This is a genomic window from Paenibacillus camerounensis (genome assembly GCF_000723885.1).
In the GTDB taxonomy this organism is placed as follows: Bacteria; Bacillota; Bacilli; order Paenibacillales; family Paenibacillaceae; genus Paenibacillus_AQ; species Paenibacillus_AQ camerounensis.
Window position 1 is genome coordinate 12,162 of the sequence record NZ_CCDG010000027.1, and the last position, 24,306, is coordinate 36,467.

The window sequence follows — 24,306 nt, forward strand, 5'->3', positions numbered from 1 at the left end:
GCAGGACCGGTCTTGAAGCTGGGTGTTAATGACAAGCTGACGGAGATCGAAGCAATAGCTGTTAATAATACTTATTACGTTCCGCTCCGGACGCTGGCTGCCGAGCTGAAATGGACACTTACCGGTCTTGCGGACGGTATATCCGTTACAGCCGGGAATAAATCGGTGCGTTTGCTTAGTGCCGGCAAAGGCCTGAAGCTCCCGGACGGCAGCATTATAGCCGTGAGCACCTTCCTGAAGAACGGCAGCCTGATGGTTCCGCTGAAGATAAGCAGCTATCTCGGATATAGCATTACCTTTCAGGGAGATAAATATTTGCTGAGAGTAAGGGATGCATCAGCCGTAATGAGCGATGACGACTTTGTGAAGCAGTATGGAGATAAGCTGAAGCCTCAGACTGTCAGCTTGCCTGCTCCGGCAGGTACAGCAGCTGTCAAAGGGCGTACCCTGTATCTGACTTTTGATGACGGGCCGTCGGCGACAACCGCGCAGCTGCTGGACATTCTGGACAAATATGAAGCGCAGGCAACCTTTTTCATGCTCGGGCCGAACATGAACCGTTATCCGGCACAGGTGAAGCGGATTGTAAAAGCGGATCACGGGCTTGGACTGCATGGCATGACCCACGTTAAGGACAAGTTCTATGCTTCGCCAGCAGCAGCGCTGGCTGAGATGGCGGCTGATAATGCAGTGCTGAAGAAAATCACCGGGGCCGAAACGACGCTGATCCGCCCGCCGTATGGCAGTAAGCCTTACTTCACAAAGAGCTTCCGGGATAAGGTCCTGACCCAAGGCTATCATCTATGGGACTGGAACGTTGATTCAGAAGACTGGAGATACAAGGAAGACAGCGATAAAATTTACAATTCAGTCATGAACCAGGTGCATAAGCTGCAGTCATCCAAGACCAATCCGGTTATTCTGATGCATGACCAGAAGGCGACACTAAAGGTGCTGCCGCGTCTGCTGGAGACCTTCAAGAAGGAAGGCTACAGCTTTGCGGTCATCACGAAGGACCTGAAGCCTCTGAACTTCTGGAACGATGAGCGGTAAGCAGAATGTTCATGGAACCGAGACATGATAAATACAACAAGAGGCCGGCAGACGTAGTCTGTCCGGTTTTTTTTGCTGTGTCTGGGCTGCCTTCCCGTGAACACTTACACGCACTATATTATAGAGCGCAAAGTGAAATAAGTGTACTCGTTACAACTATAGCAACGTGCAAATTCGTTTTTTTTAGGAATAAGTGTATTCCGTGCAATTAAAACCAGCGGAAAGTCTGAGTTTGCCTGAATTACTGCGAAATAGATGTACAGAGTGCAGTTAAAGTCGCCTGGAACGCCAAAATGTCTATTTTAGTTGTATAAAGTGCAGCTATGCTGATGAGTAGCCAGGAGAGAATGCCGCTGCCCAAAGAGAAAAGACTCTGCCGGGAGAGTCACGTAAACGCCGTATAGCTACATTGCAAGAACGGCTAACCCGCCCAGGCGGAGGAGGCCGTTTCTTGGCGTTGACAAATTCGCCCATCTGTATTAATAATAATAGTACAGTTAACACACCTAAGATTACCATATTTGTATCTTAGTAAAGGAGGGCGACTATGTTCGAACTGGATGTCCGCAGCCGCAAGCCAATTTACGAGCAGCTGACTGATAAGGTTAAAGAGATGATTATGCATGGCATTCTGCAGGCGGACGAACAGCTTCCATCGGTAAGGGCATTGTCCTCACAGCTTACAGTCAACCCCAATACGATCCAGAAGGCGTACCGGGAGCTGGAGCGTGAAGGCTTTATTTATTCCCTGCCCGGAAAAGGGAGCTTTGTGGCACCGCTTGCGCAGGAGCGCAGTGAGAGCCAGCGGACAGAGCTGCGTGAACAGCTGCTGCGGCTGATGGCGGAGGCGGTGTACCTCGGTTTTACCGAAAGTGAGATAAGCGCATTGTACAGGCAGATGCTTGAACGGAAGAGTGGGGGGGAGAAGCATGATTGAGATTCGCGGATTAAGCAAAAGTTTTCAGGGTGAAAAGGCTGTCGACAGCCTCTCGCTGACCGTGCAGAAAGGGGCGGTGTATGGCCTGCTCGGTTCAAACGGCGCAGGCAAAACTACGCTATTAAAGACACTTGCCGGGATTTACCGGCCGGAGGAAGGAACCGTTACAATTGGCGGTGAGCCTGTTTTTGAAGCTCCTGATGTAAAACGGAGGATTATTTTCATGCCGGACAGCCCGTATTTTTTCCCGCAGGCGTCGGTGCGGAGTATGGCTGCATTTTACCGGTCAGTCTATCCTTCGTGGAGTGAGAAGCGGTTCGCGGAGCTGGGTGCAGCTTTTAAGCTGGACCGGAGGCGGAAGCTGAGCAGATTCTCCAAGGGTATGCAGCGCCAGGCGGCTCTGTGGCTTGCACTTAGCTGTACGCCGGACGTGCTCATTATGGACGAGCCGATTGACGGGCTTGATCCGGTCATGCGCAGGCAGATCAAGAATCTGCTGTTCCAGGAGGTGGCTGAGCGCGGCCTGACCGTCCTGATCTCCTCGCACAATCTGCGGGAGATTGAAGATCTGTGTGACCATGTCGGCATTATGCACGGCGGACGGATGCTGGTGGAGAAGGAGCTGGATGATCTGAAGGCGGATACGCATAAAATCCAGGTGGCCTTCCGTGACCAGCGTCACTCCGGCGCGCTTGAAGCGAAGCTGCAGATCCTCCATCAGGAGCAGCGGGGCAGTGTCAGCCTGTATATTGTTAAGGGCGACCGTGAGCGGATCGCCCAGGCTTTTCATGTGTATGAACCGTATGTATTTGATCTGCTGCCGCTGACGCTTGAAGAAATCTTTATATATGAAATGGGGGATGCCGGATATGATGCGCAGCCGATTCTTCTTTAACAGCAGTGTCATCCGCCAGAACCTGCGCCAGCACGGCTGGATCGGAATTATTTACTCGCTCGTCCTTTTATTTGGGCTGCCGCTGCAGCTGTTTCTGAATAATGATCCTAATCTGGAGCGCCGTTCATTAGACAATCTGTTCTTCGTCGGCGGAGAGATCCAGATGCTGTTCTCCGTTACGGTGCCGGTTGCGGCAGCCCTGTTCCTGTTCCGTTATCTGCAGGCCAAGGCGCCCTCCGATCTGTGGCACAGCCTGCCGCTGCGCCGGGAACACCTATTGGTGTCCCATACGGTAAGCGGATTGATTCTGGTACTCACACCGGTCTGGCTGACTGCTGCCGTCACCGGAATGGTGAGGACACTTGACAGCAACATGTATATTTACTCCTGGGCAGATGTGGGGAAATGGTGCCTGACAATGACGGTTCTTACACTGTTTCTGTTTGTTTTCAGTGTGTTTGTCGGCATCTGTACCGGCCAATCCGTGCTTCAGGGGGTTGTGATCTATGTCCTTCTGCTTCTGCCCGCCGTGCTGCTCATGCTGGTGAATGAACATTTCAGCATGTACCTGTACGGGTACCCTGCATGGTATGGATTCAGAGGCCGGAATGATGTCTGGTCTCCGCTGCTGCATATGATCTATGTCAAAACCAATCCGTTCACCGCCGGCTACCTGTGGCTCTATTCGGCGCTTTCTGTCCTTTTGTTTGCCCTGTCCTTCCTGCTGTACCGTAAACGCAACGGGGAGAAGGCGGGTCAGGCGATTGCCTTTACGTATTTTAATCCGCTGTTCAAGGCGGGGGTTATGTTCTGTGCAGTGCTGATCTCAGGCACTTATTTTGCGCACCTCCGGCAGCAGCAGCTTGGCTGGATTATCGCCGGGCATCTGATCGGTGCTCTGGTCGGTTATATTGCTGCGGAGATGCTTATCCGTAAAACATGGCTGATTCTGACCCGCAAGGCATCGCTGGAGTTTGCCGGATATACAGCGCTGCTGGGGCTTGTGCTGTACATTCCGGTTTCCGGAATCACCGGTTATGAGAACAAGGTACCGGCTGCGGACAAGGTTGAGGGTGTGTTTGTTTCAGATAACTATTCAACATACGACGCCTACTGGAACAATGCCTATCCCTTTACAGATAAAGTGAATCCCTTCATCGGGGATAAGAACTACGTTGAAGCTGTCCGCAAGCTGCATCAGGCTATGGCAAGCGCTAAGCCTCGTCCGCAGGGAGGGGAATACCGTGAATTTTATCTGACTTACAAGCTGAATAACGGCCGGACATTGAACCGATCCTACCAGGTTCCTGTAGCCGGCTTTGAACCGGAGCTGAGGACGGTGATGGAAAGCCAAGGGTATAAAAATACATTGTATAGACTATTCCAGCTTGATAAAGAGATAGAAGGCTTACGTTTCAGCGATTACAACAAGGCGCTTATTATCTCCGACCCGCAGCAGGTTAACGAGCTTAAAGAAATATTGAAAAGGGAAATTATGAATATGAGCTATGATGACCAGACGGGCGGACAACGTTCTTATTCAAGCATTCAGATTATCGGCAAGCCTGATGCAGACTATCCTTACTTCTCCGATTATGAGTGGAAGCATTCCTTCAGTGAGCTGACGGAGCGGCTTGAGCAAATGGGCTATGCGGACAAAATCCGTATTACTCCGGGAGATGTGAAATCAGCAGAAATCATTCCGAACGAATATTTCAGCCGGCTCACCGGCAATGACCGCTATGATCCTGAGCGCCATCTGCAGCTGGCCCGTACTGAGCACCGTTCAGCTGTAGTTCAAGATGCGGAGGCGATTAAGGATATACTTGACCGGGGACGATTCTATACTAACTCTGAGGGTGGTTATCAGGTGAAGCTGGACTTCAAGGAAGGAAGAATAGATCATGTCATGCTGCGCGAAGAAGATCTCACTCCGGCAATCAGGGCGGTTCTTCCATAGTGTTGAGGTTGACAGAAGCTGGAGCTGTGGCTTATGCTGTTGGAAAATGCTAACATCAGGTGATGATGTGTGGGCAAAATCATAAATCAAACCAAACATTAAAGGAGGTCAGCGGCAGATGAATACTTACAAGAATGCGTTCAGCATCAATAATAGCTTTGAGAATCTTATGCATCCCGAGAATCCCTGCTTGTATTCAGTCTCCCTGTCCTCCCTGGAGCATAATCTGGTTTCAGCAGCAGATTATTTATTGACGGCACCTTTGTTTACCGGGAGCCGCAATACGTAACTAACAGCTAGCTGCATACCGGGATAAGGCCATGGACGACGGAGTCCATGGCTTTTTTGTATTTTTTTGAGCAAAAGGGAGGACGAATACATGACAGAAATTCAACTGGAGATTATACGCCAGCTTCGGGCCATTGAGGCGGAGGAGAATGTGCGGATTCTATATGCCTGCGAATCAGGCAGCCGGGCCTGGGGGTTTCCTTCCAAGGACAGTGATTATGATGTGCGTTTCCTGTATATCCGCAGGCCTGAAGCGTATCTGTCGATTTTTGAACCAAGGGATGTCATAGAACGGCCGATCAGTAATTTGCTGGACATAAACGGCTGGGATCTGAAAAAGGCACTGCTGCTGTTCCGCAAATCCAACCCGCCGCTCTTGGAGTGGCTGCAGTCCGGTATCCGCTATGAAGAAAAGTATTCGGTGGCGGAAAGCCTCCGCCGGATCTCGCCGCTGGGTTTTTCGCCCAAGTCGGGTATCTATCATTATCTGAATATGGCTAAAGGCAACTACCGGACCTATCTGCAGGGCAGCGAGGTCAAAATCAAAAAATACTTTTATGTCCTCCGCCCTTTGCTGGCTTGCTCCTGGATTGAGCAATTTAATGAGGTCCCGCCGCTGGAATTCTCCATGCTCGTAGAGACGCTGATTCCCGGGGGAACACCGCTGCGGGAGGCTGTCAATCAGCTGCTGACCCGCAAAATGTCCGGTGAAGAGCTGAGTATAGAGCCCCGGATTGAGGTTATAAATAACTATCTGGAGCAGTTAATTGCCTATTTTGAAAAATCGGCTTCCCTGTTTGAAGCAGCTTACGGTGTACCTGATGAACAACTGGACGTACTATTTTACAGCGCACTGGCGGAAGTTTGGGGTGAGGAAAGTTCCTGGACTGCAGCATTACAAGAGGTCAGGAGGCCGCCAGGCAACGCTTATGGAGGGAACTAGAGATGCACTTAATTATCAGGGCGAGTGGAGCGGGAGCGGGCATGCTGTCCCATCTGCTGGCCAAAAACCCGAATAACCTGTACGACCGGACTGAAAAGGATGCAAGAGTCCGTATTGTTTTTATATCCTCCTCTGAAGAGGAGACTGAAGCGGTTATTTATGTAACACCTGATCCGGTGGAGCTGGTGAAGGGAGATTCGCAGGCACACAATGACATCACTCAATATATCAATGACCGGGAATTTGTAACCAGCAGCCTGTTCTGCACTTACATCCGGGGGGCGCTGGGTACGGCGCTGAACGGCAAACCGAAGGAGGCTTATGTGCCTTGGGTGAAGGAGCCGCTGCAGCTTGAGCTAAGCTTCGGGCCTGTTGCCTCCAATCTGCCGGACCGGACGGTGGAAGAGCTGTTTACCGCCCTTGGCTATGAGGTTTCGATAGAGCGCGGAGATGCGGAGTATTCTTTTGATTTGAAAACACGAAGCTCGGCCCGGTACATCCGGCTTAATGGGCGGCAGACGCTGCAGACTGCACTTCAGCAGCTGTTCGTGCTGATTCCTGCCCTGGATGACTATAAGCATTATTACATCAGCGATGATGAGGTGGACAAAATCCGGCGCTACGGGGCAGGCTGGCTGGAGCAGCATCCGCAGCGCGGTCTCATTCTCAGGCGCACGCTGCGTTTTGCCGGAGCGATAAGGCAGTATGAAGAGGCCGCGGCAAAAGAACTGCGCAGTGCAGCGGAAATGCCTGCATCCGCATCTGCCGCGGAGGTTCCGGTGCCCGGCGTCTCCAATGGGCCGGCGGAAGAGGAGCTGAAGGAGCCGAGGGTCCGGCTGAATGACCTGCGCTATGCGGCTATTGCCCGTACGGTTGAAGAACTGGCCGCCAAGGCCAGCATTGTGGATTTTGGCTCGGGGGAAGGTAAGCTGTCTGCAAGGCTCAGCACTGTGCCGGGCGTTCGAGAGATCAAGGCGGTGGAGCCTTCGGCTGCATCACAGCTGCGGGCGCTGGACCGCTTCGCCAAGCTGGAAGGCAGGGCGGGGACGGTTATGCCGGAGCCGGTGACCGGCTCGCTGTTTTATTTTGATGAGTCGCTGCGCGGCAAGGATGTTATGATTCTCTGTGAGGTCATTGAGCATATCGAGGAATACCGGCTGGACCGGGTGATGGATAATATTCTCCGGGAATATAGCCCCAAGACGCTGATTGTTACGACTCCGAACAAGGATTACAACGCTGTCTACGGGATGGAAGAGGAGCAAATCCGGCATAACGATCACCGATTTGAGTGGGGCCGCGAAGCCTTCTCTGCCTGGTGCGGACGCTGGGCAAGGAACTACGGTTATACGGCTGAACTGACAGGAATCGGGGAATTGTCCGAAGCGTTCGGATACCCGACGCAGATGGCGGTATTTAAGAAAGGAGAACACCTGTAATGACGGATATTAAGGAAGCACAGCGGACTATCCCGTTCCCGCATGGAGGAATTGTCGTGTTAGTCGGGCCGTCAAACAGCGGTAAAACCACCCTGCTCGGCAGACTGGCAGCTGAAGGGGTGCTGCTTGAGACGGAAATCGTATCCTCCGATGCTTACCGGATCATGGTCGGTGATGTGGAGTTCCTGGACTGGAAGGGGCGGCCCCGGGAAGAGGCAGATATCATCTACCATGATTATCAGCAGCTGTCGAACCTGGCCTTTGAAGCGATGAATACCGTGGTTTCAATGCGCAGCAGGCTGGGCAGGCTGACGGTGGTGGATGCTACCCATCTGCAGCCGGAATACCGACGGAAATATATAGATCTGGCCGCTGCATGTGATGTGCCCTGTGTAGCCTGGGTGCTGGATATACCCGAGCAGACGCTGCTTGCCCGTGATAAGGACCGGGAGCAGCCGCGCGGAAGAGCGCGGGTTAAGAGCCAGTACAGCCAGTTCAAGCGCTCTATGCGCGGGCTCCGTGAAGAGGGCTTCGACTTTGTATATATGCTGAAGGAGCCGGAGGCGGTGCAGTTTGTCCGCAGGGAGAATCCGCTTCTGGCTGACATTGGGGCAGGGATTGATGTCATTGGCGACATCCACGGATGCTATGATGAAATGCTGGAGCTGCTGGGTGAGCTGGGCTACGCTGCGGATGAGTCCGGGCTGTACAGGCATCCGGAAGGCAGGACACTGGTTTCAGTCGGCGATGTGATGAGCCGCGGGCCGAAATCGCTGGATACCATCAGCTTCTGGAAGCGGCATTGTGATGCGGGAATCGCCCGGATGACAGACAGCAACCATGGCTGGAAGATCGCCCGTTACCTTAGCGGACGCAATGTGACCCTTAGTCACGGTGACGAGAAATTTGCAGAGGAGCTGGGCCGGTATGCTCAGAAGAACGGCATCGATGCGGCAGCAGCCTTAAAGGAAGAGCTGAGACAGTTCCTGCTGGCTGCGCCCTCCCACCTGGTCATGTGCCGGGACGGAGTGCGGCGGCTTGTCGTCACCCATGCCGGAATCCGTGATGAGTACATCGGAAGGCAGTCACGGCGGATTCAGGATTTCTGCCGTTACGGAGATACCGATGGTACGGATCGTACAGGCGCGCCGGTGCGCAGGGAGTGGTACACCGGCCACGAATCAGGTGAGCTCATTGTCTGGGGGCATGATCCGCGGCCGTACCCGGAAGTAGTGAACAACACCATTAACATTGATCAGGGAGCGGTATTTGGCGGTTCACTTACGGCTTACCGCTACCCGGAGCAGCAGTTTGTCAGCGTCAAGGCGCAGCGCGATTATGCGCTCGATCCTGATAGTCCTCTGATCCGCTGGGAGCGCGGGCGCTTGTCCCCGCCTAACCTCAGCAGACTGGTCAACGGCTATTCGGTCTTTACGGATGCTTACGGTGAGCTGTCGGTACGCGGTGATTATGTGAAGGCGGCAATCGACAGCGTCTCCCATTTCACGGTGCCGCTTGAGGAGCTGGTATACATACCGCCGACAATGAGCCCAACCCCGGCTGTATCGGCTGATGAAGCTTATCTGGAGCATCCGCAGGAGGCCTTTGATTACTTCCGCTCTCAGGGAGTTACAACAATGGTGGCTGAGAAGAAGCATATGGGCAGCCGGGCAGTCCTGCTTTTGTTCAGAGATGAGCAGGCTGCGGTCTCTTATGTCGGGCGGCCTACGCTGGGGACGATCTATACCCGTACCGGCCGGGCATTTTTTGACAGGGAGACCGAGCTGCAGGTGCTGGCCCGGCTGAACGCCGATCTGGTGCAGGCAGATTATTTTAACAAATATAATACGGAGCTGCTGCTGCTGGACGCCGAGATTATTCCGTGGAACCTCAAGGCACGCGAGCTGATTGCGACTCAGTATGCCCACGTTGCCGAAGCGGCCGAGCTGGACCGTGAGCAGCTGCTGCATAAGCTGCAGCAGGCCGAAGCGGCAGGCCGGGATGTATCCGGCTGGGTGCAGGAGATGGAGGCAAAGCTCCATAATGCCCGGGTGTTCCGTGAGGCGTTTCAGCAGTACTGCTGGGATGTCAGCGGGCTTGACGGTGTCCGGATTGCTCCGTTTCATACGCTGGCGCATAGCGGGCAGAGCTTCTTTGACCATAGCCATGTCTGGCATATGGAGCATGCCGGTCTTCTGGCCGGCATCTCGCCGCTGTTCATGGAGACCGAATACCGGGTTATCTCCAGCCAGGCTGATGAAGCGGATGTCATCAGGTGGTGGGAGGACATCACAGAGGATGGACATGAGGGGATTGTCATCAAGCCGGACCGCTTTATCAGCAGGAACGGGAAGCATATGATACAGCCGGCTATAAAAGTCAGAGGGCGAAAATACCTTCATATTATTTACGGAATTGATTATCTGCAGCCGGACAACCTGAAACGGCTCAAGCAGCGCAAGACAGGCAAGAAGGAGCGCCATGCCCTGATGGAATGCGCGCTCAGCGTGGAGTCGGTTAACCGGTTCATCCGCAGGGAGCCGCTGGACCGGGTGCATGAATGTGTACTCGCTGCCCTTGCACTGGAGTCTGATCCGGTTGATCCCCGGCTGTAGCAGGAAAAGGGGAGTTAGAAGATGTTAGATACTAAAGCTGAGGTTTCCCTCAGTAAATATATGACCAAGCTGCTGCGGCATACGCCGGAGCAATACGGATTAATTCTTGACCCGGAGGACGGCTCCTGCCTGCTGGAAGAGCTGCTGGACGTAATCACATCCGCGCCCAAATGGTCAGGCGTTACAGAGGCGGATATCCGGCAGACGGTCAGGAATTGTGAGAAACAGCGCTTCTCCATTGAAGGGGAGCGGATTAAGGCGCGGTACGGACACAGTCATACCAAGGTTGCTTATCCTCCCGGACAGCCCCCGGCAGCGCTCTATCACGGAACACACCGGAGTGCGCTTTCTGTCATTTTAAGAGAGGGTCTGAAGCCGATGGGACGCCAGTACGTCCATCTGTCAGAGGGTCTGCATTTTGCATCCCTGGCCGGCCGCCGCAGAGGAGAGCTTGTGCTGCTTACAATAGATACGGTTAAGGCAGCGGATTCCGGTGTAACCTTTTATTATGCAGGTAATGAAGTTTGGCTTGCGGAAAAGGTTCCGGCAGATTGTACTACTGAACTGGAGTCTGCGGAAGAATAACTGATTCTGGGAGGGCTGTTCATGGAAGAAGTGCCGGATCACCTGGAGAACGGCCTGCAGATTGTATTCATCGGCTTCAATCCGAGCATCCGCTCCGGGGAGCTGGGGCATCATTATGCGAATCCGCGCAATCATTTCTGGCGGATTCTGCAGCAGTCCGGCCTGACTCCGCATCTGTACGACGCTGCGGAGGACGGAGAGCTGCTGAAGCTGGGCTACGGGTTCACAAACATTGTGGCACGCCCTACGGTGGGCGCGGAGGATATCACCCGTGAGGAATATGCTGCCGGGCGGGAATTGCTGCGCGGCAAGCTGGAGGAGTACCGTCCGCAGATTGCCTGTTTTGTGGGTAAGGGAGTCTATACGGAGTTCAGCCGCAAATCCAAGGCCGATTGGGGCTTTCAAAAGGCGGAGCCTGTGGTTGACGGTGTGCGCGAATTTGTTGCACCGTCCTCAAGCGGACTGGTCCGGATGCCGATGGCCGAGATTGTAGAGATTTACCGCCGTCTATATGATTTCATTCAGGAGAACGGCTGAGCAGGAGCCGGGCTGAAACAGAAACACCTCCCTCGTCTTGTTCGAGGGAGGTGTTTCTGTTGTCTTCAGCGGACAGAGCCCGCTGTTATTTAGGTTTCGATCAGCAGCAGAATGATCGATGACAGCGACAGGCAGACACTGACCAGATAGAGCACGGCAACAACCTGCTTCTGGTTCAGGCCGGCCTTGAGCAGCCGGTAGTGCACCTGGCTGGCATCGGCCTGATAAATCGCTTTGCCCTGAATGAACCGCTTGATCACGACAAAAATATTGTCGAAGATCGGCACGCCAAGCGCCAGGATCGGGATGAACAGGGACAGCATCGTAGCCTGCTTGAACGCCCCGTCAAGTGCGATAACGGCCAGAATGAAGCCCATGAAGGTAGCGCCGGCATCCCCCATGAAGATTTTGGCCGGGGCTTTGTTGAAGCGTAAATAAGCCAGTGTGACACCCACGAGGGAAATCGCCATGATTGCGGAAGCGGATTGCCCTTTCGTAACTGCAACGATGAACAAAGTAACCGCTGAGATCGCTGTAAGCCCGCCGGCCAGTCCGTCCATGCCGTCAGAGAAGTTAATTACTGTAGTAACACCGAAGATCCAGATTATAGTCAGAATGAACTGCAGAATAAACGGCAGGGAGACATAATCCCCCGAGAACGGATTGATAAAGCCGGTAAAAGCATTGCCGGACAGAAATACAAGAATAGCCGCTGCAATCTGCACAATGAATTTGGGCATTGCCGGGAAGTCCTTACCCTTGGTCTTGTACCAGTCATCGATGGTTCCTATAGTAAGCAGAAGCACCCCGCCGATGAAGAGGGCGAGCGTCTCCAGCGAGAAATCACGGGCAAACAGCAGGTATGTAATGAAAAAACCGATAAATATCGCATAGCTGGCTGTCAGGGGAATAGGCTCCCTGTGGATTTTGCGCTCAACATCCTCCCGGGGCCTGTCCACAAAATCAAGCCGGAACGCAAGCCTGCCAAGCGGAGGAATGAGCAGATAAACGATGCAAAACGATACCAGAAATGCCAAAACGTAAAAAATGACAATCACCACCGTTGATTTTTTTGAAAGATAGGCTTAAGATGTTCCACGATAAATTATCTTATGTGCAGGGCTGTCTCGATTATATCGCAGAGGGTGTTACCTTGTCGATTATACATAAAATTTGGAGGTTGCTGATGAAATACGATGTAATTCTGTTTGATGCGGACGATACGCTGTTTGACTATGGAATGGCTGAAGGGCAGGCGTTTCTGAAGGTGTTCACCCACTTCGGGCTGCCGGCGGGGGCGGAGGAATATGCTGCCAGCTATCAGGAGATTAACCGGGCACTGTGGGCAGATCTGGAAGCGGGGAAGGTTACCTCGGCGGCGCTGCGTGTAGAGCGGTTCAACCGGCTGTTTACACAGCATAATCTGCAGTATAATCCGGAGGAGTTCAGCGAGGCATACCTGCGTTTTCTGGGTGAAGGCACATTCCTGATCCAGGGGGCGGCTGAGCTGTGCGGGGCGCTTGAGGGCTGCAGGCTGGCGATTATTACGAACGGGATTAAGGATGTGCAGCTGTCAAGAATCAAGGGCTCGCCGCTGGCGGATACCTTTGAGCAGATCATTATTTCGGAGGAGGCGGGTTATCAGAAGCCTGCGGCCGGAATTTTCGATTATGCCTTTGACAAGCTTGGCCTGTCCGATAAGAGCAGGGTGCTGATCGTCGGTGATTCGCTGACCTCTGATATCCGGGGCGGTATGGATTACGGCATTGATACGTGCTGGTTCAATCCACTGGCAAAGGCTAACAGCACCGCTGCGGGGCCGACCTATGAAATCCGTGAGCTGGCGCAGCTGCTGGATATTGTACGTTAATTAAGCCTGATATCAGGTTGGAGAGCTTCTTCCGGTGGTAAATAGGTTAAGACGCAGCGTTTCTTGCTCTATCATCCTAATAGACGGGAGAGGATTCTAATTATGAAAATGAATAAAAAATGGCTGATAGCGGCAGTTGCCGCAGGAATGGCACTGACCGGGTCAGCCGGTGTATACGCCGGAGCCAAGCTCCAGGAGATTAAAGCCTATTTGAACAACAGCATTGGAGTGGTTGTGGACGGCACGCCATACTGGCTGAGAGACGGCAACGGTAAAACGCTCAGGCCGATTACCTACGAGGGCCTGACGTATCTGCCGATCCGCTCGGTAGCCGATGCGCTGGATGTGCCGATTACGTATGATGCGGTGAATTACAAAGTACGGATCGGCAGCGGTGCGGAAGCGGGAGCTTCTGCAGGCACAGGCAGCGGTACAGGCACAGGTGCCGGTTCAGGCGCTGCGGCGCCTGTAGAGAGCACGGTGCGCCCGGCCAATCTGCCGCAGGACTTTCCGATACCGGGCGATGCTATCATAGCAACGACACTGGACACGGATGCTGACGGCGTCAAGAAGGCAGCCTTCAGCTATTCGACCCAGGAATCGCTGGAGACGATGGGTTTTGTATATAATGAATATGTCAAAATCAAACGGCTGGACAATGCCTCGCAGACGGTGTCGGCGACAACAGTCAAGATTACCGGCCGGCTGGGCGGCACAAGCCCGGTCTCGATTACCGGCAAGCCGTCCACTGCGCGCCCCGGCTTCAATATCTTCACCATCACCTGGTCAGAGAGCTGACCGCCAAGCCAAACAGCTGCGTTCCGGTATGGAACGCAGCTGTTTCGTATGGGCAGGGACTGCTGTATGCAGGCCAGGCCGGGGTTATGATTGCTGCCGCGTATCCAGCGGCTTGAGATGAGCTTCGATCTGCTCCCGTTTTGCTTCCAGAAACGGGGGAAGGGCAAGCGATTCGCCGAGATGCTCCAGCGGCTCGTCGGTGGCAAAGCCCGGTCCGTCCGTAGCCAGCTCGAACAAAATGCCGTTGGGCTCACGGAAATACAGGGAACGGAAGTAGAAACGGTCCACAAAGCCGGAATTGGGCAGCTGCACGCTGCGGATACGCTCAATCCATAGCTTCAGCTCCGTCTCATTGTCTACCCGGAAGGCGACGTGATGCACGCCGCCGCGGCCCAGACGCTCCTGGGGCAGATCGCTGCGCTCCTCCAGATGCACTTCAGCGCCGGAGCCGCCTTCACCGGTCTCGAATACGACAATGTCCGGCTGTCCGGCCACCGGTGAAGGATAGCTGCCTTTGCGGCGGAAGCCGAGCAGATCCTGCAGGACAAGCGTTGTAGGCTCGGCGTCTTCGACAGTCAGGTGAGCCGGTCCAAGGCCGGTGATGCCGTATTCCGCCGGAACCGGACTGGCCGGCCAGGGAGTGCCGCCGGCAACACCCTGGTTATGCTGGTCAGAGACCAGCATGAACCGCTGGCCTTCATGGTCGCGGAAGCCGAGTGTAAGACGGCCGCCGCGTTCAGCGGTTTCGGCGTCATGGTCCACGTTTAAGGCTGTGAACCGTTCCTTCCAGTAATCCAGTGCTTTGTCATTCGATACGCGCAGCGACAGTGCGGAGATGCTGTTATTGCCGTCCCGGTTGCGTCCGGCATTGGGAAGCTCGAAGAAGGTCAGCTCGGTGCCGGGATTGCCGGCTTCGTCACCGTAGAACAAGTGATAGACGGAGATGTCGTCCTGGTTGACTGTTTTTTTGATCAGCCGCAGTCCCAGCACTTCAGTGTAGAATTTATAGTTTTCCGGCGCCCGGGCCGTAATGGCGGATACATGGTGAAGGCCTTTTAATGTTAAACTCATGGTATAACCTCCTCGGGAAATGTGTGGTGAAGCTGTGATGAAATATTGTGGTAAGGTAACGGTAAATTTATGTGTAGTCTATGTGGTGAATTTATTTAAGTAACTATAATTTTAATAGTAAACTAAGAGGATTGCAAGCGGAGTTTGCAAAAAGCCGCGGAGGAATGTGAATGATCGCGAAAAGGAGAGTAAGCCAATGCATACGAAAGACAGTCTCCTCAAACAGCTGAAGGAGCTTAATCTTAATCCCCAAGGAACGCTGCTGGTCCATTCTTCATTAAAGAGTATCGGACCTGTGGAGGGGGGCGCAGATACTGTGCTGAATGTTCTTTCCGAATACATGCAGGACGGGCTGCTTGTCCTCCCTACGCATACCTGGTCTTATATTAATGCAGCCAACCCGCGTTTCACTGTACAGGACTCACCGTCCTGTGTCGGTGTTCTGCCGGAATTGTTCCGGAAGCGTCCAGGCGTCGTACGTTCATGGCATCCTACCCATTCTGTGGCTGCTTTGGGCCGGGACGCTGAAGATTTTACCGCTGGAGATCACCGGTGGGATACTCCGTGTGCCCGCGGATCTGCTTACGGCAAGCTGCTGGACCGGAAGGCGGAAATCATGCTGCTGGGCGTGGATCTGCGGCGTAATACGTTCATTCACGGCATTGAGGAATGGCTGGACATTCCCGGGCGGATGACCGATGAACCGGAGCAGCTGTACACCGTTACACCGGATGGACAAGAAATCGCCGTACCTTCGCGCAGGCACTGCGGGCTGTCATGGTCACAGCATTTCTGGAAGGTGGAGCATGTGCTGGAGCAAGGCGGAGCACTGCGCAAGGGAGAATTTGGAAATTCCCCTGTTATGATCTGCGGTGCAGCGGAGACTACAGCCATCCTTAGCGGAATGCTGGCCGGGAATCCCGGGCTGTTCGGAGATAATGAGCCGCTGGATTGCCTGGCCGTTCCGGATCCGCTGCCTAAGACAAGCCGTGAAATGCCGAAGTATGGAATCGGACGGGGCTAAAGGGGGCGCTACTAGATGAAGGGAATGAGAGGCCGGCAGAACTAGTTATTCTGGCGGTTGACAATGTCTGGGAATACATGGTAAGCTGGCTACAAATTTCGCCGAAGACGGCTTAGGGAGGAACAGGAACAATGCTGACGCTGAACAGGGATGAACGAATGAATCAATACTTCGGACTAGAGTCGGTTATACCTTATGAACGTCAGGCAGTTGACTCCTACACTGAGGATACTCAGGTTTCACGCAGCACTCCCTTGCCTTGGATCAGGCGGCTTTGATTCTGCCGAAGTATCTATGGCGCAATAACCGGGATCTCAGGCTGCGTGCATCGCAGCCTTTCTCTTTTTCCTTAAGTACAGGGCGGAGAGGAAGGCGGCGTTACGCAGCCTTTTTGTTGTTACTAAATGTTGAGTGCCAGGCGAGCCAAACGATGAAAGGAAAGGGAAAAATCCCTTTAATCCGTGGCGCAGCGGCGTCTTAATCCCCTATTCCCTGAAAGGAGAGAGAGTAATGAGTACAGTATTGAGACGGAACGAGCAGAACATAGAGCCGAACATAGAGCAGGAAGCAGTGCGTGGTATACAGTCGGTTACAGGTTGTGATCTGGAACAAGATACGGCTCCGCAATCAGCGCAAGCCCTAATCCCGGCAATAGATCCTAAGCTAACCCTGTACCCGCACTTTTCGCCGCACCCAAACGGCGAGGAGGGAGGGCAGGCTTTATCCATCCGGCAGCAATCCGTCTCATCCCGTCAACTCCCCCTTTCTCCCTCTCACAAGGAGCAGAGGTTTAGGAATAGTCTGCATTAACTGAAACACGGCATAGCCGTGCTGCAGTACCGGGACAACGGATAGAACTGCCGGATTGTGCAAGTTTCGATGCTGCCTGTTTATGTACAGGCGGAAGCAGAGACAGCGCAGACCGGCAGCTTTTTTATATAACAAGCACATAGGAGGAGTAATAATGGAAGTGAATATGAAATCGCACGGCAGCAACCACTATGAGCTGGAGCTCCCGCACGGGCAGCTGCATGTCTTTGCCAATCAGGAGATTTACGAGTCATTTGAAGACAAAGTATTTGAGATGGCTGACAACAATCTGCGGATTCCGCGCAATAAATATATGGGCTATACTCCGGATGCGCATGTCGGCGTGGGAACCTGCATCGGCACGACGGCGGTGTGGAACATGAAGGACGGGATGGTCTCGCCTTCGATTGTCGGTGTGGATATCGGCTGCGGGATGCGTGTGCACACAACGCCGCTGCATAAGCGGGATTTACAGGACAAGGAGGTCCGCCGCAGACTGATCGAAGCCATTGAACAATATGTGCCGACCAATGAGCGCGTCAACAGTAACTACGCCGACATCGATATTATGGAGGTTGTGCGAAACGGCCTTAACGGTCTGCCGGAGAAATATATCCCCTCTCAGCAATGGATCACCCATGTGGAGGAAAGTAACTTCCGTTATGATCATGCCGCGCTGGAGCAGCTGCCGCCCAAAATCCGTAAAAACGCCCATGGCCAGCTCGGGACGCTGGGAAGCGGTAATCATTTTTGTGAGATTCAGTATCTGGAAATCGCTGAGGAGCACAGGGAGCTGGCAGCGCAGTGGGGCCTGTATGACGGCGGTGTTGTGGTGATGATCCACTCCGGCTCGCGTGCCTGGGGGGCGATGGTTGGACGGGAGCACACGAAGACAATTAAGGAAGCGATGCATCTGTGGGGAGTAACCAACCCTGACCCGAATCTGAACTATGCGCCGATCAGCAGCCGTGAAGGCCAGGCGTATCTGAACCTGATGTATTCTGCACTGAATTTTGCCGTAGCGAACCGGCATATGATTGCATACGGGGTGCAGGAGGCCTTCCGCGGCCTGTATGGTCCGCAGTTCGAAATGCCGGTGCTGTATGACCTGATGCATAACTATGCGCTAAAAGAATTCCACCGCGGGCAGCCGATGCTGGTTCACCGTAAAGGGGCAACCCGTGCGCTGCCGCCGGGGCATTTCCTGAACACGCCGGTATACAAGGCGACGGGACACCCGGCGCTCATTCCCGGCTCCATGGGTACCTCTTCGTACATTATGCTCGGCCGCGAGGAGGGCTTGAAGAACTTTTATTCCATCTGCCACGGAGCCGGCCGGGTGCGCTCCAGAAGAGCAACCCGCCTTGCAGTGACTGTGGACGAATTCAGCCAGTCGCTGCGGGTAGGCACGGATGAGGAGATTACTGTTAATCACCGTTCTCTGGACACCATCCTCGATGAATGTCCGCAGGCTTACAAGGATGTTGACCAGATTATCGACAGCATTACGGGAGCCGGCCTGGCCGATGTTGTAGCCAAGTGCAAACCGATGGCCGTAATTAAAGGGATCTAGCCTGCGGGTTGTCCGCATCAGTCTGACCGGCTTGTTCCACTCCAATCTTCCGGGCCGGTCTCTGGCTTGTCCCTATCAATGTATGGTATATTATTCACAAAAAACAAAGTAAGGAGATTGGAAATGGAAAAAACACTCGTCTTTGGACACAAAAATCCGGATACGGATACAATCTGTTCAGCAATTGCCTATGCGGCACTGAAGAAAGAACTGGGCTGGGATGCTGAAGCGGTACGTCTGGGAGAAGTAAGCGGGGAAACTCAGTTTGCGCTGGATCAATTCGGCGTGGCTGCACCCCGTCTCGTAGGAAATATTGCCGGAGAAGCCGCTCAGGTGATTCTGGTTGACCATAACGAACGCCAGCAGAGCGCAGACGGAATTGAGCAGGTCCGTGTAGTTGAGGTAATCGACCACCACCGGATCGCCAACTTCGAAACAGCGCACCCGCTGTACTATCGTGCTGAGCCGGTAGGCTGTACCGCGACTATCCTGAACAAGCTGTACAAAGAAAACGGTGTAGCGATTTCCAAAGAAATCGCCGGCCTGATGCTGTCCGCAATCATTTCCGATTCCCTGCTGTTCAAATCGCCGACCTGCACCGAGCAGGATGTAGCTGCTGCGCGTGAGCTGGCTGAAATCGCCGGCGTAAACGCAGAGGAATACGGCCTGGCTATGCTCAAAGCAGGAGCTGACCTCAGCGACAAGAGCATTGCCCAACTGATCACCCTGGATGCCAAAGAATTCAAAATGGGAGCCTACAAGGTAGAAATCGCCCAAGTCAACGCAGTTGATGTGAACGATGTTCTCTCCAAGCAGGCGGAGCTGGAAGCAGCTCTAACAGCCATTATTGCTGAAAAAGAACTGGACCTGTTCCTGTTCGTGGTAACTGATATTTTGAATAACGACTCCGTTGGTCTGGCACTCGGCCGTGTTGCCGGAGCGGTAGAGCAGGCGTACAATGTGAAGCTGGATGACAACAAAGCGCTGCTTAGAGGCGTTGTATCCCGCAAATCACAGATTGTCCCTGTGCTGACTGAAACGATCGCCAAGCTGTAGTCTTTTTTTAACAAGCTTAACGGTTAATATAGCTGACTATTTATATGTATAAGCAGTAAGCCTCTGTCCGGGAGCAGTGATGAAATCCGGCAGGGGCTTTCTTTTTGCTAAAAAGGGTTCTGCGTTCTATACTTAACCTACAACAATGTGTCAGAAAGGAGCACTGGCATGACAAAAATAAGCAGCAGCGGGGCTGTTCAACATAAATCCTTCGGACTGGTGCTGCAGGCGCTCGTGGTTCTGGCTCGTAAAGGCGATACCTGTTCAAGCTGTGAAATGGCCGAGCTGCTCTCCTCCGAGGCGACGCTGCTGAGAAAGACGATGGCCAAACTGACGCGTGCGCAGATTCTGGTGACCAAAGAAGGCCGGGACGGCGGATACGGGCTAAACCGTGATCCTGAAGAGCTGACGCTTGCCGAAATCTATCAGGCGCTTGAAGCGGGCGAAGTGTGCAGCAAAGCGGGGAACGACCCGATGTGCGGTAATGCGCTTGGGGAGCGGATGATAGACGCCTGCAGCGATATTTTTGCGGAAATGGACCGCAGTATGATGGCTGTGCTGGAAAAATATTCGCTCGCCGATATGGTGCGCAAGTCTGGTTGTTGACAGGATGCTTTTTTGTGAATTATACTGTGCGTAATTAATTACAGTTAACTGTGCTTTTATATACACAGAATACGATTAACCGGATTAGGAAGAGGAGGAGTTAGATAATGACAGCAGAACTGAGAACAGAAGTAGAGTTTAGTAAGGTGATCCGGGAACGGCATTCGGTACGGAAATATGACCCGTCCTGGAAAATTTCCGATGAGGAAATTAAAGAAATTCTCGGGGAAGCCATTCTGGCCCCGTCCTCATCCAACCTGCAGCCTTGGCGCTTTATTGTGATTACGGATCAGGAGCTTAAGCAGCAGCTGTTGCCAATTGCCTATAACCAGCAGCAGGTTGTCGATGCGTCTGTTACAATTGCCGTTATCGGGGATATCGAAGCTTACCGCAATGCGGAGAAAATATATGAGTACGCTGAGGCAGCCGGATACGTTACTGCAGAGATAGGTGCAGCAATGGCTAAGCGCAGCAAAGACGGCTATTCCGCTATGCCGGTTCAGAAGCTCAAGGAAATTGCCCTGGTCGACGGCGGCCTGGTCTCCATGCAGCTGATGCTTGCAGCCAAAGCAAGGGGATATGATACTGTGCCTATGGGCGGTTTTATTCCTGATAAATTACGCGAGCTGTTCAGCATTTCTGAACGTTATGAGCCCGTGATGCTGATCTCCCTCGGCAAGGCGGCGGCAGAAGGGCGCTCTACAGCCAGGCTGCCGCTGGAGGAAGTGACCCGGTGGAATGGGTTTGAAGGATAAGGATATTCAGCAGCAGGAGAGCGGTGAACGGTGGCGCCTGTAAGGCAGGTAACCGCCGGGTACGCGGAGGTCCCTGTGGATCAAGGAAAGGAGCAGAAGGCGTAAGCTGGCTGCTCCTTTTTTTATTGGACCGTTGGAGGCCGGCATTGTTGGAGTTTACTACGCTACTTTCATCTATGGCGCCAAGTCCGCTGCCATCAGCTGCCACGCCACACCTGGCCCGTCAACAGCTCCGGCGGCTGCCGCTATTTTTGGTTTCCCGTAGTTTCTGCTATATTATTGTTAATGCCTGCAGGAAAGAATTGTGCAGTATAACTTGGACTAACCCGAATTCACCAGACAATCAGGAGGGGACGCTTATGATCAAGGTTTATTCTGCGGCATCCGCGCATCAGTTCGATCACGGCTGGCTGAAGGGCAGCCACAGCTTCTCGTTCGGGGATTTCTATGATCCGGATAACACCGCCTTTGGCCCGATGCGGGTCTGTAATGATGACACGATTGCGCCGGGCAGAGGCTTCGGAGCCCATCCGCACAGCGACATGGAGATTGTCTCCATCGTATTGTCCGGCAGGCTGCGCCATGAGGACAATCTGGGCAATGTGGCGGAGACAGAGTTTGGCGGCGTCCAGCGGATGTCGGCAGGAACCGGAGCGATCCATACCGAGCATAACCCTTCGGATACAGAGCCTGTGCGGCTGCTGCAGCTGTGGTTCATGCCGCGTAACCGCGGTACGGCCCCTTCCTATACAACCGGTAGGTTTGATCCGGCTAAGCTTGAGGGCAGGTTGCTGCCCGTAGTGGCGCCGGAGCATGGACCGGAGATTGTAGACATCGCCCAGGATATGACGATCTATCTGGGCCGGGCCGTGTCAGGCCGGGAATTAGCGTTCCGTCAGGAAGCAGGGCGGCGTTGCTTTATTTATCTGATTGAAGGCCGGCTTCAGCTGCCGGATCAGCAGGTCCTGCAGCCGGGGGATTCGGCCCGCATTGAAGAGGTACATGAATTGTTGCTGGCGGCAGAGGAAGATGTTCTGGTCATGGTTATTGATCTGCCGTAATCAGAGCTGTAATAACCCGTTCTGCACCATTATATGTTGAAGGAGGGAGCCGGAAATGCAGCAGCAGGAAAGGGTACTGGTGAAGCACTCGGTAACAGGGCGGATGCTGGTCAGCAGTACTGACGGGCTGACTTATTCTTTTGATCCGGAGGGAGAGCTGACACTGATTAAGATTTACGGTGTATCATCTGCCCAAGGAACGGCCGTGGTGGAACTAAGCTCCGAGCTGAACGTATTCCGCTTCGAGGAGCCGGCGGAGGGGCCGGTAATCAAGCATTGGTATTATGTCGGGGATAATCCCGTCCAATATAACGAGGCTTCGGGATGTCTAAGTATTGTTGTACAGTCGGAAATTGAATACCGGCCGGATGCTTACTGGGAATAGGGGCGTGAATACGCCTCTTTTTTAAATACATGTATTTAGTTAACTTATATTAATGACATTTAACGTGAGTTATATGTGCGTTATCGGCGTTGATTTATAGAATTTCCCAACAAAAGGGACAAATGAACTTGACAATAAAAGTTGTCTGTACTAGCTTTGTTATGAAACGTAACACGCATAATGCGATAAGACAGGAGAAATGGTCATAATGGAATTGTTTGCAGCAATGGAGCGGGACGATTACGAGGAGCTTTTATTTTGCCAGGACAAGGCATCGGGATTAAAGGCAATCATTGCAATTCATGACACAACACTAGGGCCTGCGCTGGGCGGGACAAGAATGTGGACGTATGCGAATGAGGAAGCAGCGGTGATAGATGCGCTCCGGCTTGCCAAAGGAATGACCTACAAGAATGCGGTGGCCGGGCTAAACCTGGGCGGCGGGAAAACAGTCATCATCGGCGACCCGAAAAAGGACAAAAATGAGGCAATGTTCCGCGCCTTCGGACGATACATACAAGGACTTAACGGACGTTACATCACGGCTGAGGATGTTGGGACTACTGAGACAGATATGGATATTATTCATCAGGAGACTGATTACGTAACCGGAATTTCTGCTACCTATGGTTCCTCCGGCAATCCGTCGCCTGCTACGGCCTTTGGGGTATATCAGGGAATGAAGGCGGCAGCCAAAGCGGCCTTCGGCAGTGATTCACTGGCCGGCAGAAAGGTTGCTGTACAGGGTGTAGGCAATGTTTCTTTTACACTGTGCAAGTACCTGCATGAGGAAGGCGCGGAGCTGATCGTAACCGATATTAACAAGGATGCGGTAGCCCGTGCGGTGGAGGCCTATGGGGCCAGAGCTGTTGATCCGGCTGATATTATCAGTGTGGACTGCGATATTTATGCACCTTGTGCGCTTGGAGCAACCATCAATGATGAGTCGTTGCCGCTGCTTAAGGCAAAGGTAGTAGCCGGTGCAGCCAACAACCAGCTTAAGGAGCCCCGCCACGGGGATGCCCTGCATGAGCTGGGGATTGTCTATGCTCCGGATTATGTCATTAATGCCGGTGGCGTCATCAACATTGCTGATGAGCTGAATGGTTATAATAAGGATCGCGCCTTCAAGCAGATCGCCAAGATATACGGCAGCATTACACGCGTCCTGGAGATTTCCCGCACGAACGGAATTCCGGCTTACGTGGCGGCAGACCGCCTGGCGGAAGAGCGGATTGAATTGCTGCGCAGAAGCCGCAGCACCTTCCTGCGTAATCCCCATCATGCCATCAGCAGAAGATAGCTGCAATTAGAAGAAGCCCGTCTCCTGAACTGTTCGGGAGACGGGCTTCTATGCTGTACAAGTAAGTTGCGCCGGCTAAAGGGAGATTATTCCGCTTTGTCAGGCTCCGGGTAAGTAACACCCAGTGTGTCCACTGTAATCTTACTCATTACCGGCGGCGTATCCGGCCGGTCAGAGCTGTTGCGCGGCAGGCTGACGATAGCCTGAACTACATCCATGCCTTCTGTCACCTTACCGAAGGCGGCGTAGCTGCCGTCGAGGCTCGGGTAATCGGCAGCCATGATGAAGAACTGCGAGCCGGCGGAGTTCACATCCTGGCCTCTGGCCATAGAGAGAACGCCTTCGGTATGCTGAAGGTTATTGGTGAAGCCGTTCGCCAGGAATTCGCCGGCAATGCTATAATCCGGACCGCCCATCCCGGAACCTTCCGGATCACCGCCCTGAATCATAAATCCGGGGATAACGCGGTGGAAGATCGTTCCGTCGTAGAAGCCCTTTTGAATCAGCGAGATAAAGTTGTTAACGGTATTCGGGGCAACCTCAGGATACAGCTCGGCCTTAATGATGCCGCCGTTATCCATTTCAATAGTAACAACCGGATGGCTGGCTGTAGCTGAAGGAACACCTTCGGTTGGAGCCTGCGTAGCAGGGCTGGCCTGGTTACCACCGGCATTACCTGCATTATTGGTAGCCGAATTGCCGCAGCCTGCTGCAAAAACCATCAGCAGGGTCATCATCAGCA

General features: G+C 53.4%; 24 protein-coding genes. 21 read left to right on the forward strand and 3 right to left on the reverse strand.

From position 1 onward, the window contains the following. Nucleotides 1-12 precede the first annotated feature (12 nt). From BN3772_RS11645 to BN3772_RS11685, 10 genes are all read left to right on the forward strand, one after another. Nucleotides 13-1,053 carry a polysaccharide deacetylase family protein gene (locus tag BN3772_RS11645; RefSeq protein ID WP_244444726.1) on the forward strand — a complete coding sequence of 347 codons (1,041 nt, stop codon included), beginning with the start codon at nucleotides 13-15 and terminating at the stop codon, nucleotides 1,051-1,053. 547 nt (nucleotides 1,054-1,600) lie between these two features. After that, the gene (locus BN3772_RS11650) at nucleotides 1,601-1,990 is read left to right on the forward strand and encodes a GntR family transcriptional regulator (protein ID WP_042173141.1); all 390 of its coding nucleotides are present in this window, start codon (nucleotides 1,601-1,603) and stop codon (nucleotides 1,988-1,990) included. Then, complete coding sequence (locus BN3772_RS11655) at nucleotides 1,983-2,885, forward strand: ABC transporter ATP-binding protein (protein ID WP_042199582.1); 903 nt, start codon at nucleotides 1,983-1,985, stop codon at nucleotides 2,883-2,885. The genes BN3772_RS11650 and BN3772_RS11655 overlap by 8 nt, the downstream gene beginning before the upstream one ends. Continuing rightward, complete coding sequence (locus BN3772_RS11660; RefSeq protein WP_042199583.1) at nucleotides 2,860-4,845, forward strand: DUF6449 domain-containing protein; 1,986 nt, start codon at nucleotides 2,860-2,862, stop codon at nucleotides 4,843-4,845. Before BN3772_RS11655 ends, BN3772_RS11660 begins: the two co-directional genes overlap by 26 nt. A gap of 118 nt (nucleotides 4,846-4,963) precedes the next feature. Beyond that, nucleotides 4,964-5,134: a hypothetical protein gene (locus BN3772_RS30610; RefSeq protein WP_157643583.1), complete on the forward strand. Its 171-nt coding sequence runs from the start codon at nucleotides 4,964-4,966 to the stop codon at nucleotides 5,132-5,134. A gap of 90 nt (nucleotides 5,135-5,224) precedes the next feature. Continuing rightward, nucleotides 5,225-6,076, forward strand: a complete 852-nt coding sequence (locus BN3772_RS11665) for a nucleotidyltransferase domain-containing protein (RefSeq protein ID WP_042199585.1) — start codon at nucleotides 5,225-5,227, stop codon at nucleotides 6,074-6,076. A 2-nt stretch (nucleotides 6,077-6,078) separates the two neighbouring features. Further along, nucleotides 6,079-7,515 (forward strand): 3' terminal RNA ribose 2'-O-methyltransferase Hen1, encoded by a 1,437-nt coding sequence (locus BN3772_RS11670; protein ID WP_042199586.1) that lies wholly within the window; start codon nucleotides 6,079-6,081, stop codon nucleotides 7,513-7,515. Continuing rightward, entirely contained in the window at nucleotides 7,515-10,130 is a 2,616-nt protein-coding gene (locus BN3772_RS11675) for a polynucleotide kinase-phosphatase (protein ID WP_042199587.1), read from the forward strand. Before BN3772_RS11670 ends, BN3772_RS11675 begins: the two co-directional genes overlap by 1 nt. Nucleotides 10,131-10,151: 21 nt before the next feature. Beyond that, complete coding sequence (locus BN3772_RS11680; RefSeq protein ID WP_042199589.1) at nucleotides 10,152-10,715, forward strand: RNA 2'-phosphotransferase; 564 nt, start codon at nucleotides 10,152-10,154, stop codon at nucleotides 10,713-10,715. 21 nt (nucleotides 10,716-10,736) lie between these two features. Next, a complete protein-coding gene (locus tag BN3772_RS11685) occupies nucleotides 10,737-11,252 on the forward strand; it encodes a mismatch-specific DNA-glycosylase (protein WP_042199591.1) in 516 nt (171 codons plus the stop codon). A gap of 89 nt (nucleotides 11,253-11,341) precedes the next feature. Here BN3772_RS11685 and BN3772_RS11690 read toward each other — a convergent pair whose 3' ends face one another. Then, the gene (locus BN3772_RS11690) at nucleotides 11,342-12,301 is read right to left on the reverse strand and encodes an MraY family glycosyltransferase (protein WP_425280434.1); all 960 of its coding nucleotides are present in this window, start codon (nucleotides 12,299-12,301) and stop codon (nucleotides 11,342-11,344) included. A 137-nt stretch (nucleotides 12,302-12,438) separates the two neighbouring features. On the opposite strand from BN3772_RS11690, the gene BN3772_RS11695 reads away from it, so the two are divergent. Both BN3772_RS11695 and BN3772_RS11700 read left to right on the forward strand, forming a co-directional pair. Further along, a complete protein-coding gene (locus tag BN3772_RS11695; RefSeq protein WP_042199593.1) occupies nucleotides 12,439-13,122 on the forward strand; it encodes a YjjG family noncanonical pyrimidine nucleotidase in 684 nt (227 codons plus the stop codon). 102 nt (nucleotides 13,123-13,224) lie between these two features. After that, nucleotides 13,225-13,920, forward strand: coding sequence for a hypothetical protein (locus BN3772_RS11700; protein WP_052380472.1), 696 nt, complete (start codon nucleotides 13,225-13,227; stop codon nucleotides 13,918-13,920). A gap of 84 nt (nucleotides 13,921-14,004) precedes the next feature. Here the strand turns inward: BN3772_RS11700 and BN3772_RS11705 are convergent, their stop codons facing one another. Continuing rightward, nucleotides 14,005-14,991: a ring-cleaving dioxygenase gene (locus BN3772_RS11705; protein WP_042199594.1), complete on the reverse strand. Its 987-nt coding sequence runs from the start codon at nucleotides 14,989-14,991 to the stop codon at nucleotides 14,005-14,007. Between the two features lie 196 nt (nucleotides 14,992-15,187). On the opposite strand from BN3772_RS11705, the gene BN3772_RS11710 reads away from it, so the two are divergent. The 9 genes from BN3772_RS11710 to BN3772_RS11750 all read left to right on the forward strand — a co-directional run bounded on the left by BN3772_RS11710 (nucleotide 15,188) and on the right by BN3772_RS11750 (nucleotide 23,564). Then, on the forward strand, nucleotides 15,188-16,015 hold the full coding sequence (locus BN3772_RS11710; protein WP_042199595.1) for an AAC(3) family N-acetyltransferase: 828 nt from the start codon (nucleotides 15,188-15,190) through the stop codon (nucleotides 16,013-16,015). A 131-nt stretch (nucleotides 16,016-16,146) separates the two neighbouring features. Continuing rightward, entirely contained in the window at nucleotides 16,147-16,293 is a 147-nt protein-coding gene (locus tag BN3772_RS30615) for a hypothetical protein (RefSeq protein WP_157643584.1), read from the forward strand. Between the two features lie 686 nt (nucleotides 16,294-16,979). After that, nucleotides 16,980-18,398 carry an RtcB family protein gene (locus BN3772_RS11720; RefSeq protein ID WP_244444727.1) on the forward strand — a complete coding sequence of 473 codons (1,419 nt, stop codon included), beginning with the start codon at nucleotides 16,980-16,982 and terminating at the stop codon, nucleotides 18,396-18,398. A gap of 123 nt (nucleotides 18,399-18,521) precedes the next feature. Beyond that, nucleotides 18,522-19,454 carry a manganese-dependent inorganic pyrophosphatase gene (locus tag BN3772_RS11725; RefSeq protein ID WP_042199597.1) on the forward strand — a complete coding sequence of 311 codons (933 nt, stop codon included), beginning with the start codon at nucleotides 18,522-18,524 and terminating at the stop codon, nucleotides 19,452-19,454. Nucleotides 19,455-19,622: 168 nt separating this feature from the next. After that, complete coding sequence (locus BN3772_RS11730) at nucleotides 19,623-20,060, forward strand: RrF2 family transcriptional regulator (RefSeq protein WP_042199598.1); 438 nt, start codon at nucleotides 19,623-19,625, stop codon at nucleotides 20,058-20,060. A gap of 107 nt (nucleotides 20,061-20,167) precedes the next feature. After that, complete coding sequence (locus BN3772_RS11735) at nucleotides 20,168-20,815, forward strand: nitroreductase family protein (RefSeq protein ID WP_042199600.1); 648 nt, start codon at nucleotides 20,168-20,170, stop codon at nucleotides 20,813-20,815. 359 nt (nucleotides 20,816-21,174) lie between these two features. After that, on the forward strand, nucleotides 21,175-21,876 hold the full coding sequence (locus BN3772_RS11740; RefSeq protein ID WP_042199602.1) for a pirin family protein: 702 nt from the start codon (nucleotides 21,175-21,177) through the stop codon (nucleotides 21,874-21,876). 55 nt (nucleotides 21,877-21,931) lie between these two features. Next, nucleotides 21,932-22,261 (forward strand): hypothetical protein, encoded by a 330-nt coding sequence (locus tag BN3772_RS11745; protein WP_042173177.1) that lies wholly within the window; start codon nucleotides 21,932-21,934, stop codon nucleotides 22,259-22,261. Between the two features lie 208 nt (nucleotides 22,262-22,469). Next, entirely contained in the window at nucleotides 22,470-23,564 is a 1,095-nt protein-coding gene (locus BN3772_RS11750) for a Leu/Phe/Val dehydrogenase (protein WP_042199603.1), read from the forward strand. A gap of 86 nt (nucleotides 23,565-23,650) precedes the next feature. Here BN3772_RS11750 and BN3772_RS11755 read toward each other — a convergent pair whose 3' ends face one another. Beyond that, nucleotides 23,651-24,301 carry a peptidylprolyl isomerase gene (locus tag BN3772_RS11755; protein WP_042199624.1) on the reverse strand — a complete coding sequence of 217 codons (651 nt, stop codon included), beginning with the start codon at nucleotides 24,299-24,301 and terminating at the stop codon, nucleotides 23,651-23,653. Nucleotides 24,302-24,306: the final 5 nt, after the last annotated feature.

Bases quoted from the DNA above. Each gene is read 5' to 3' on its own strand.
- BN3772_RS11650 (WP_042173141.1), top strand. From the start codon at position 1,601: ATGTTCGAACTGGATGTCCGCAGCCGCAAGCCAATTTACGAGCAGCTG.
- BN3772_RS11655 (WP_042199582.1), top strand. From the start codon at position 1,983: ATGATTGAGATTCGCGGATTAAGCAAAAGTTTTCAGGGTGAAAAGGCT.
- BN3772_RS11660 (WP_042199583.1), top strand. From the start codon at position 2,860: ATGATGCGCAGCCGATTCTTCTTTAACAGCAGTGTCATCCGCCAGAAC.
- BN3772_RS30610 (WP_157643583.1), top strand. From the start codon at position 4,964: ATGAATACTTACAAGAATGCGTTCAGCATCAATAATAGCTTTGAGAAT.
- BN3772_RS11665 (WP_042199585.1), top strand. From the start codon at position 5,225: ATGACAGAAATTCAACTGGAGATTATACGCCAGCTTCGGGCCATTGAG.
- BN3772_RS11670 (WP_042199586.1), top strand. From the start codon at position 6,079: ATGCACTTAATTATCAGGGCGAGTGGAGCGGGAGCGGGCATGCTGTCC.
- BN3772_RS11675 (WP_042199587.1), top strand. From the start codon at position 7,515: ATGACGGATATTAAGGAAGCACAGCGGACTATCCCGTTCCCGCATGGA.
- BN3772_RS11680 (WP_042199589.1), top strand. From the start codon at position 10,152: ATGTTAGATACTAAAGCTGAGGTTTCCCTCAGTAAATATATGACCAAG.
- BN3772_RS11685 (WP_042199591.1), top strand. From the start codon at position 10,737: ATGGAAGAAGTGCCGGATCACCTGGAGAACGGCCTGCAGATTGTATTC.
- BN3772_RS11695 (WP_042199593.1), top strand. From the start codon at position 12,439: ATGAAATACGATGTAATTCTGTTTGATGCGGACGATACGCTGTTTGAC.
- BN3772_RS11700 (WP_052380472.1), top strand. From the start codon at position 13,225: ATGAAAATGAATAAAAAATGGCTGATAGCGGCAGTTGCCGCAGGAATG.
- BN3772_RS11705 (WP_042199594.1), bottom strand. From the start codon at position 14,991: ATGAGTTTAACATTAAAAGGCCTTCACCATGTATCCGCCATTACGGCC.
- BN3772_RS11710 (WP_042199595.1), top strand. From the start codon at position 15,188: ATGCATACGAAAGACAGTCTCCTCAAACAGCTGAAGGAGCTTAATCTT.
- BN3772_RS30615 (WP_157643584.1), top strand. From the start codon at position 16,147: ATGCTGACGCTGAACAGGGATGAACGAATGAATCAATACTTCGGACTA.
- BN3772_RS11720 (WP_244444727.1), top strand. From the start codon at position 16,980: ATGGAAGTGAATATGAAATCGCACGGCAGCAACCACTATGAGCTGGAG.
- BN3772_RS11725 (WP_042199597.1), top strand. From the start codon at position 18,522: ATGGAAAAAACACTCGTCTTTGGACACAAAAATCCGGATACGGATACA.
- BN3772_RS11730 (WP_042199598.1), top strand. From the start codon at position 19,623: ATGACAAAAATAAGCAGCAGCGGGGCTGTTCAACATAAATCCTTCGGA.
- BN3772_RS11735 (WP_042199600.1), top strand. From the start codon at position 20,168: ATGACAGCAGAACTGAGAACAGAAGTAGAGTTTAGTAAGGTGATCCGG.
- BN3772_RS11740 (WP_042199602.1), top strand. From the start codon at position 21,175: ATGATCAAGGTTTATTCTGCGGCATCCGCGCATCAGTTCGATCACGGC.
- BN3772_RS11745 (WP_042173177.1), top strand. From the start codon at position 21,932: ATGCAGCAGCAGGAAAGGGTACTGGTGAAGCACTCGGTAACAGGGCGG.
- BN3772_RS11750 (WP_042199603.1), top strand. From the start codon at position 22,470: ATGGAATTGTTTGCAGCAATGGAGCGGGACGATTACGAGGAGCTTTTA.
- BN3772_RS11755 (WP_042199624.1), bottom strand. From the start codon at position 24,301: ATGATGACCCTGCTGATGGTTTTTGCAGCAGGCTGCGGCAATTCGGCT.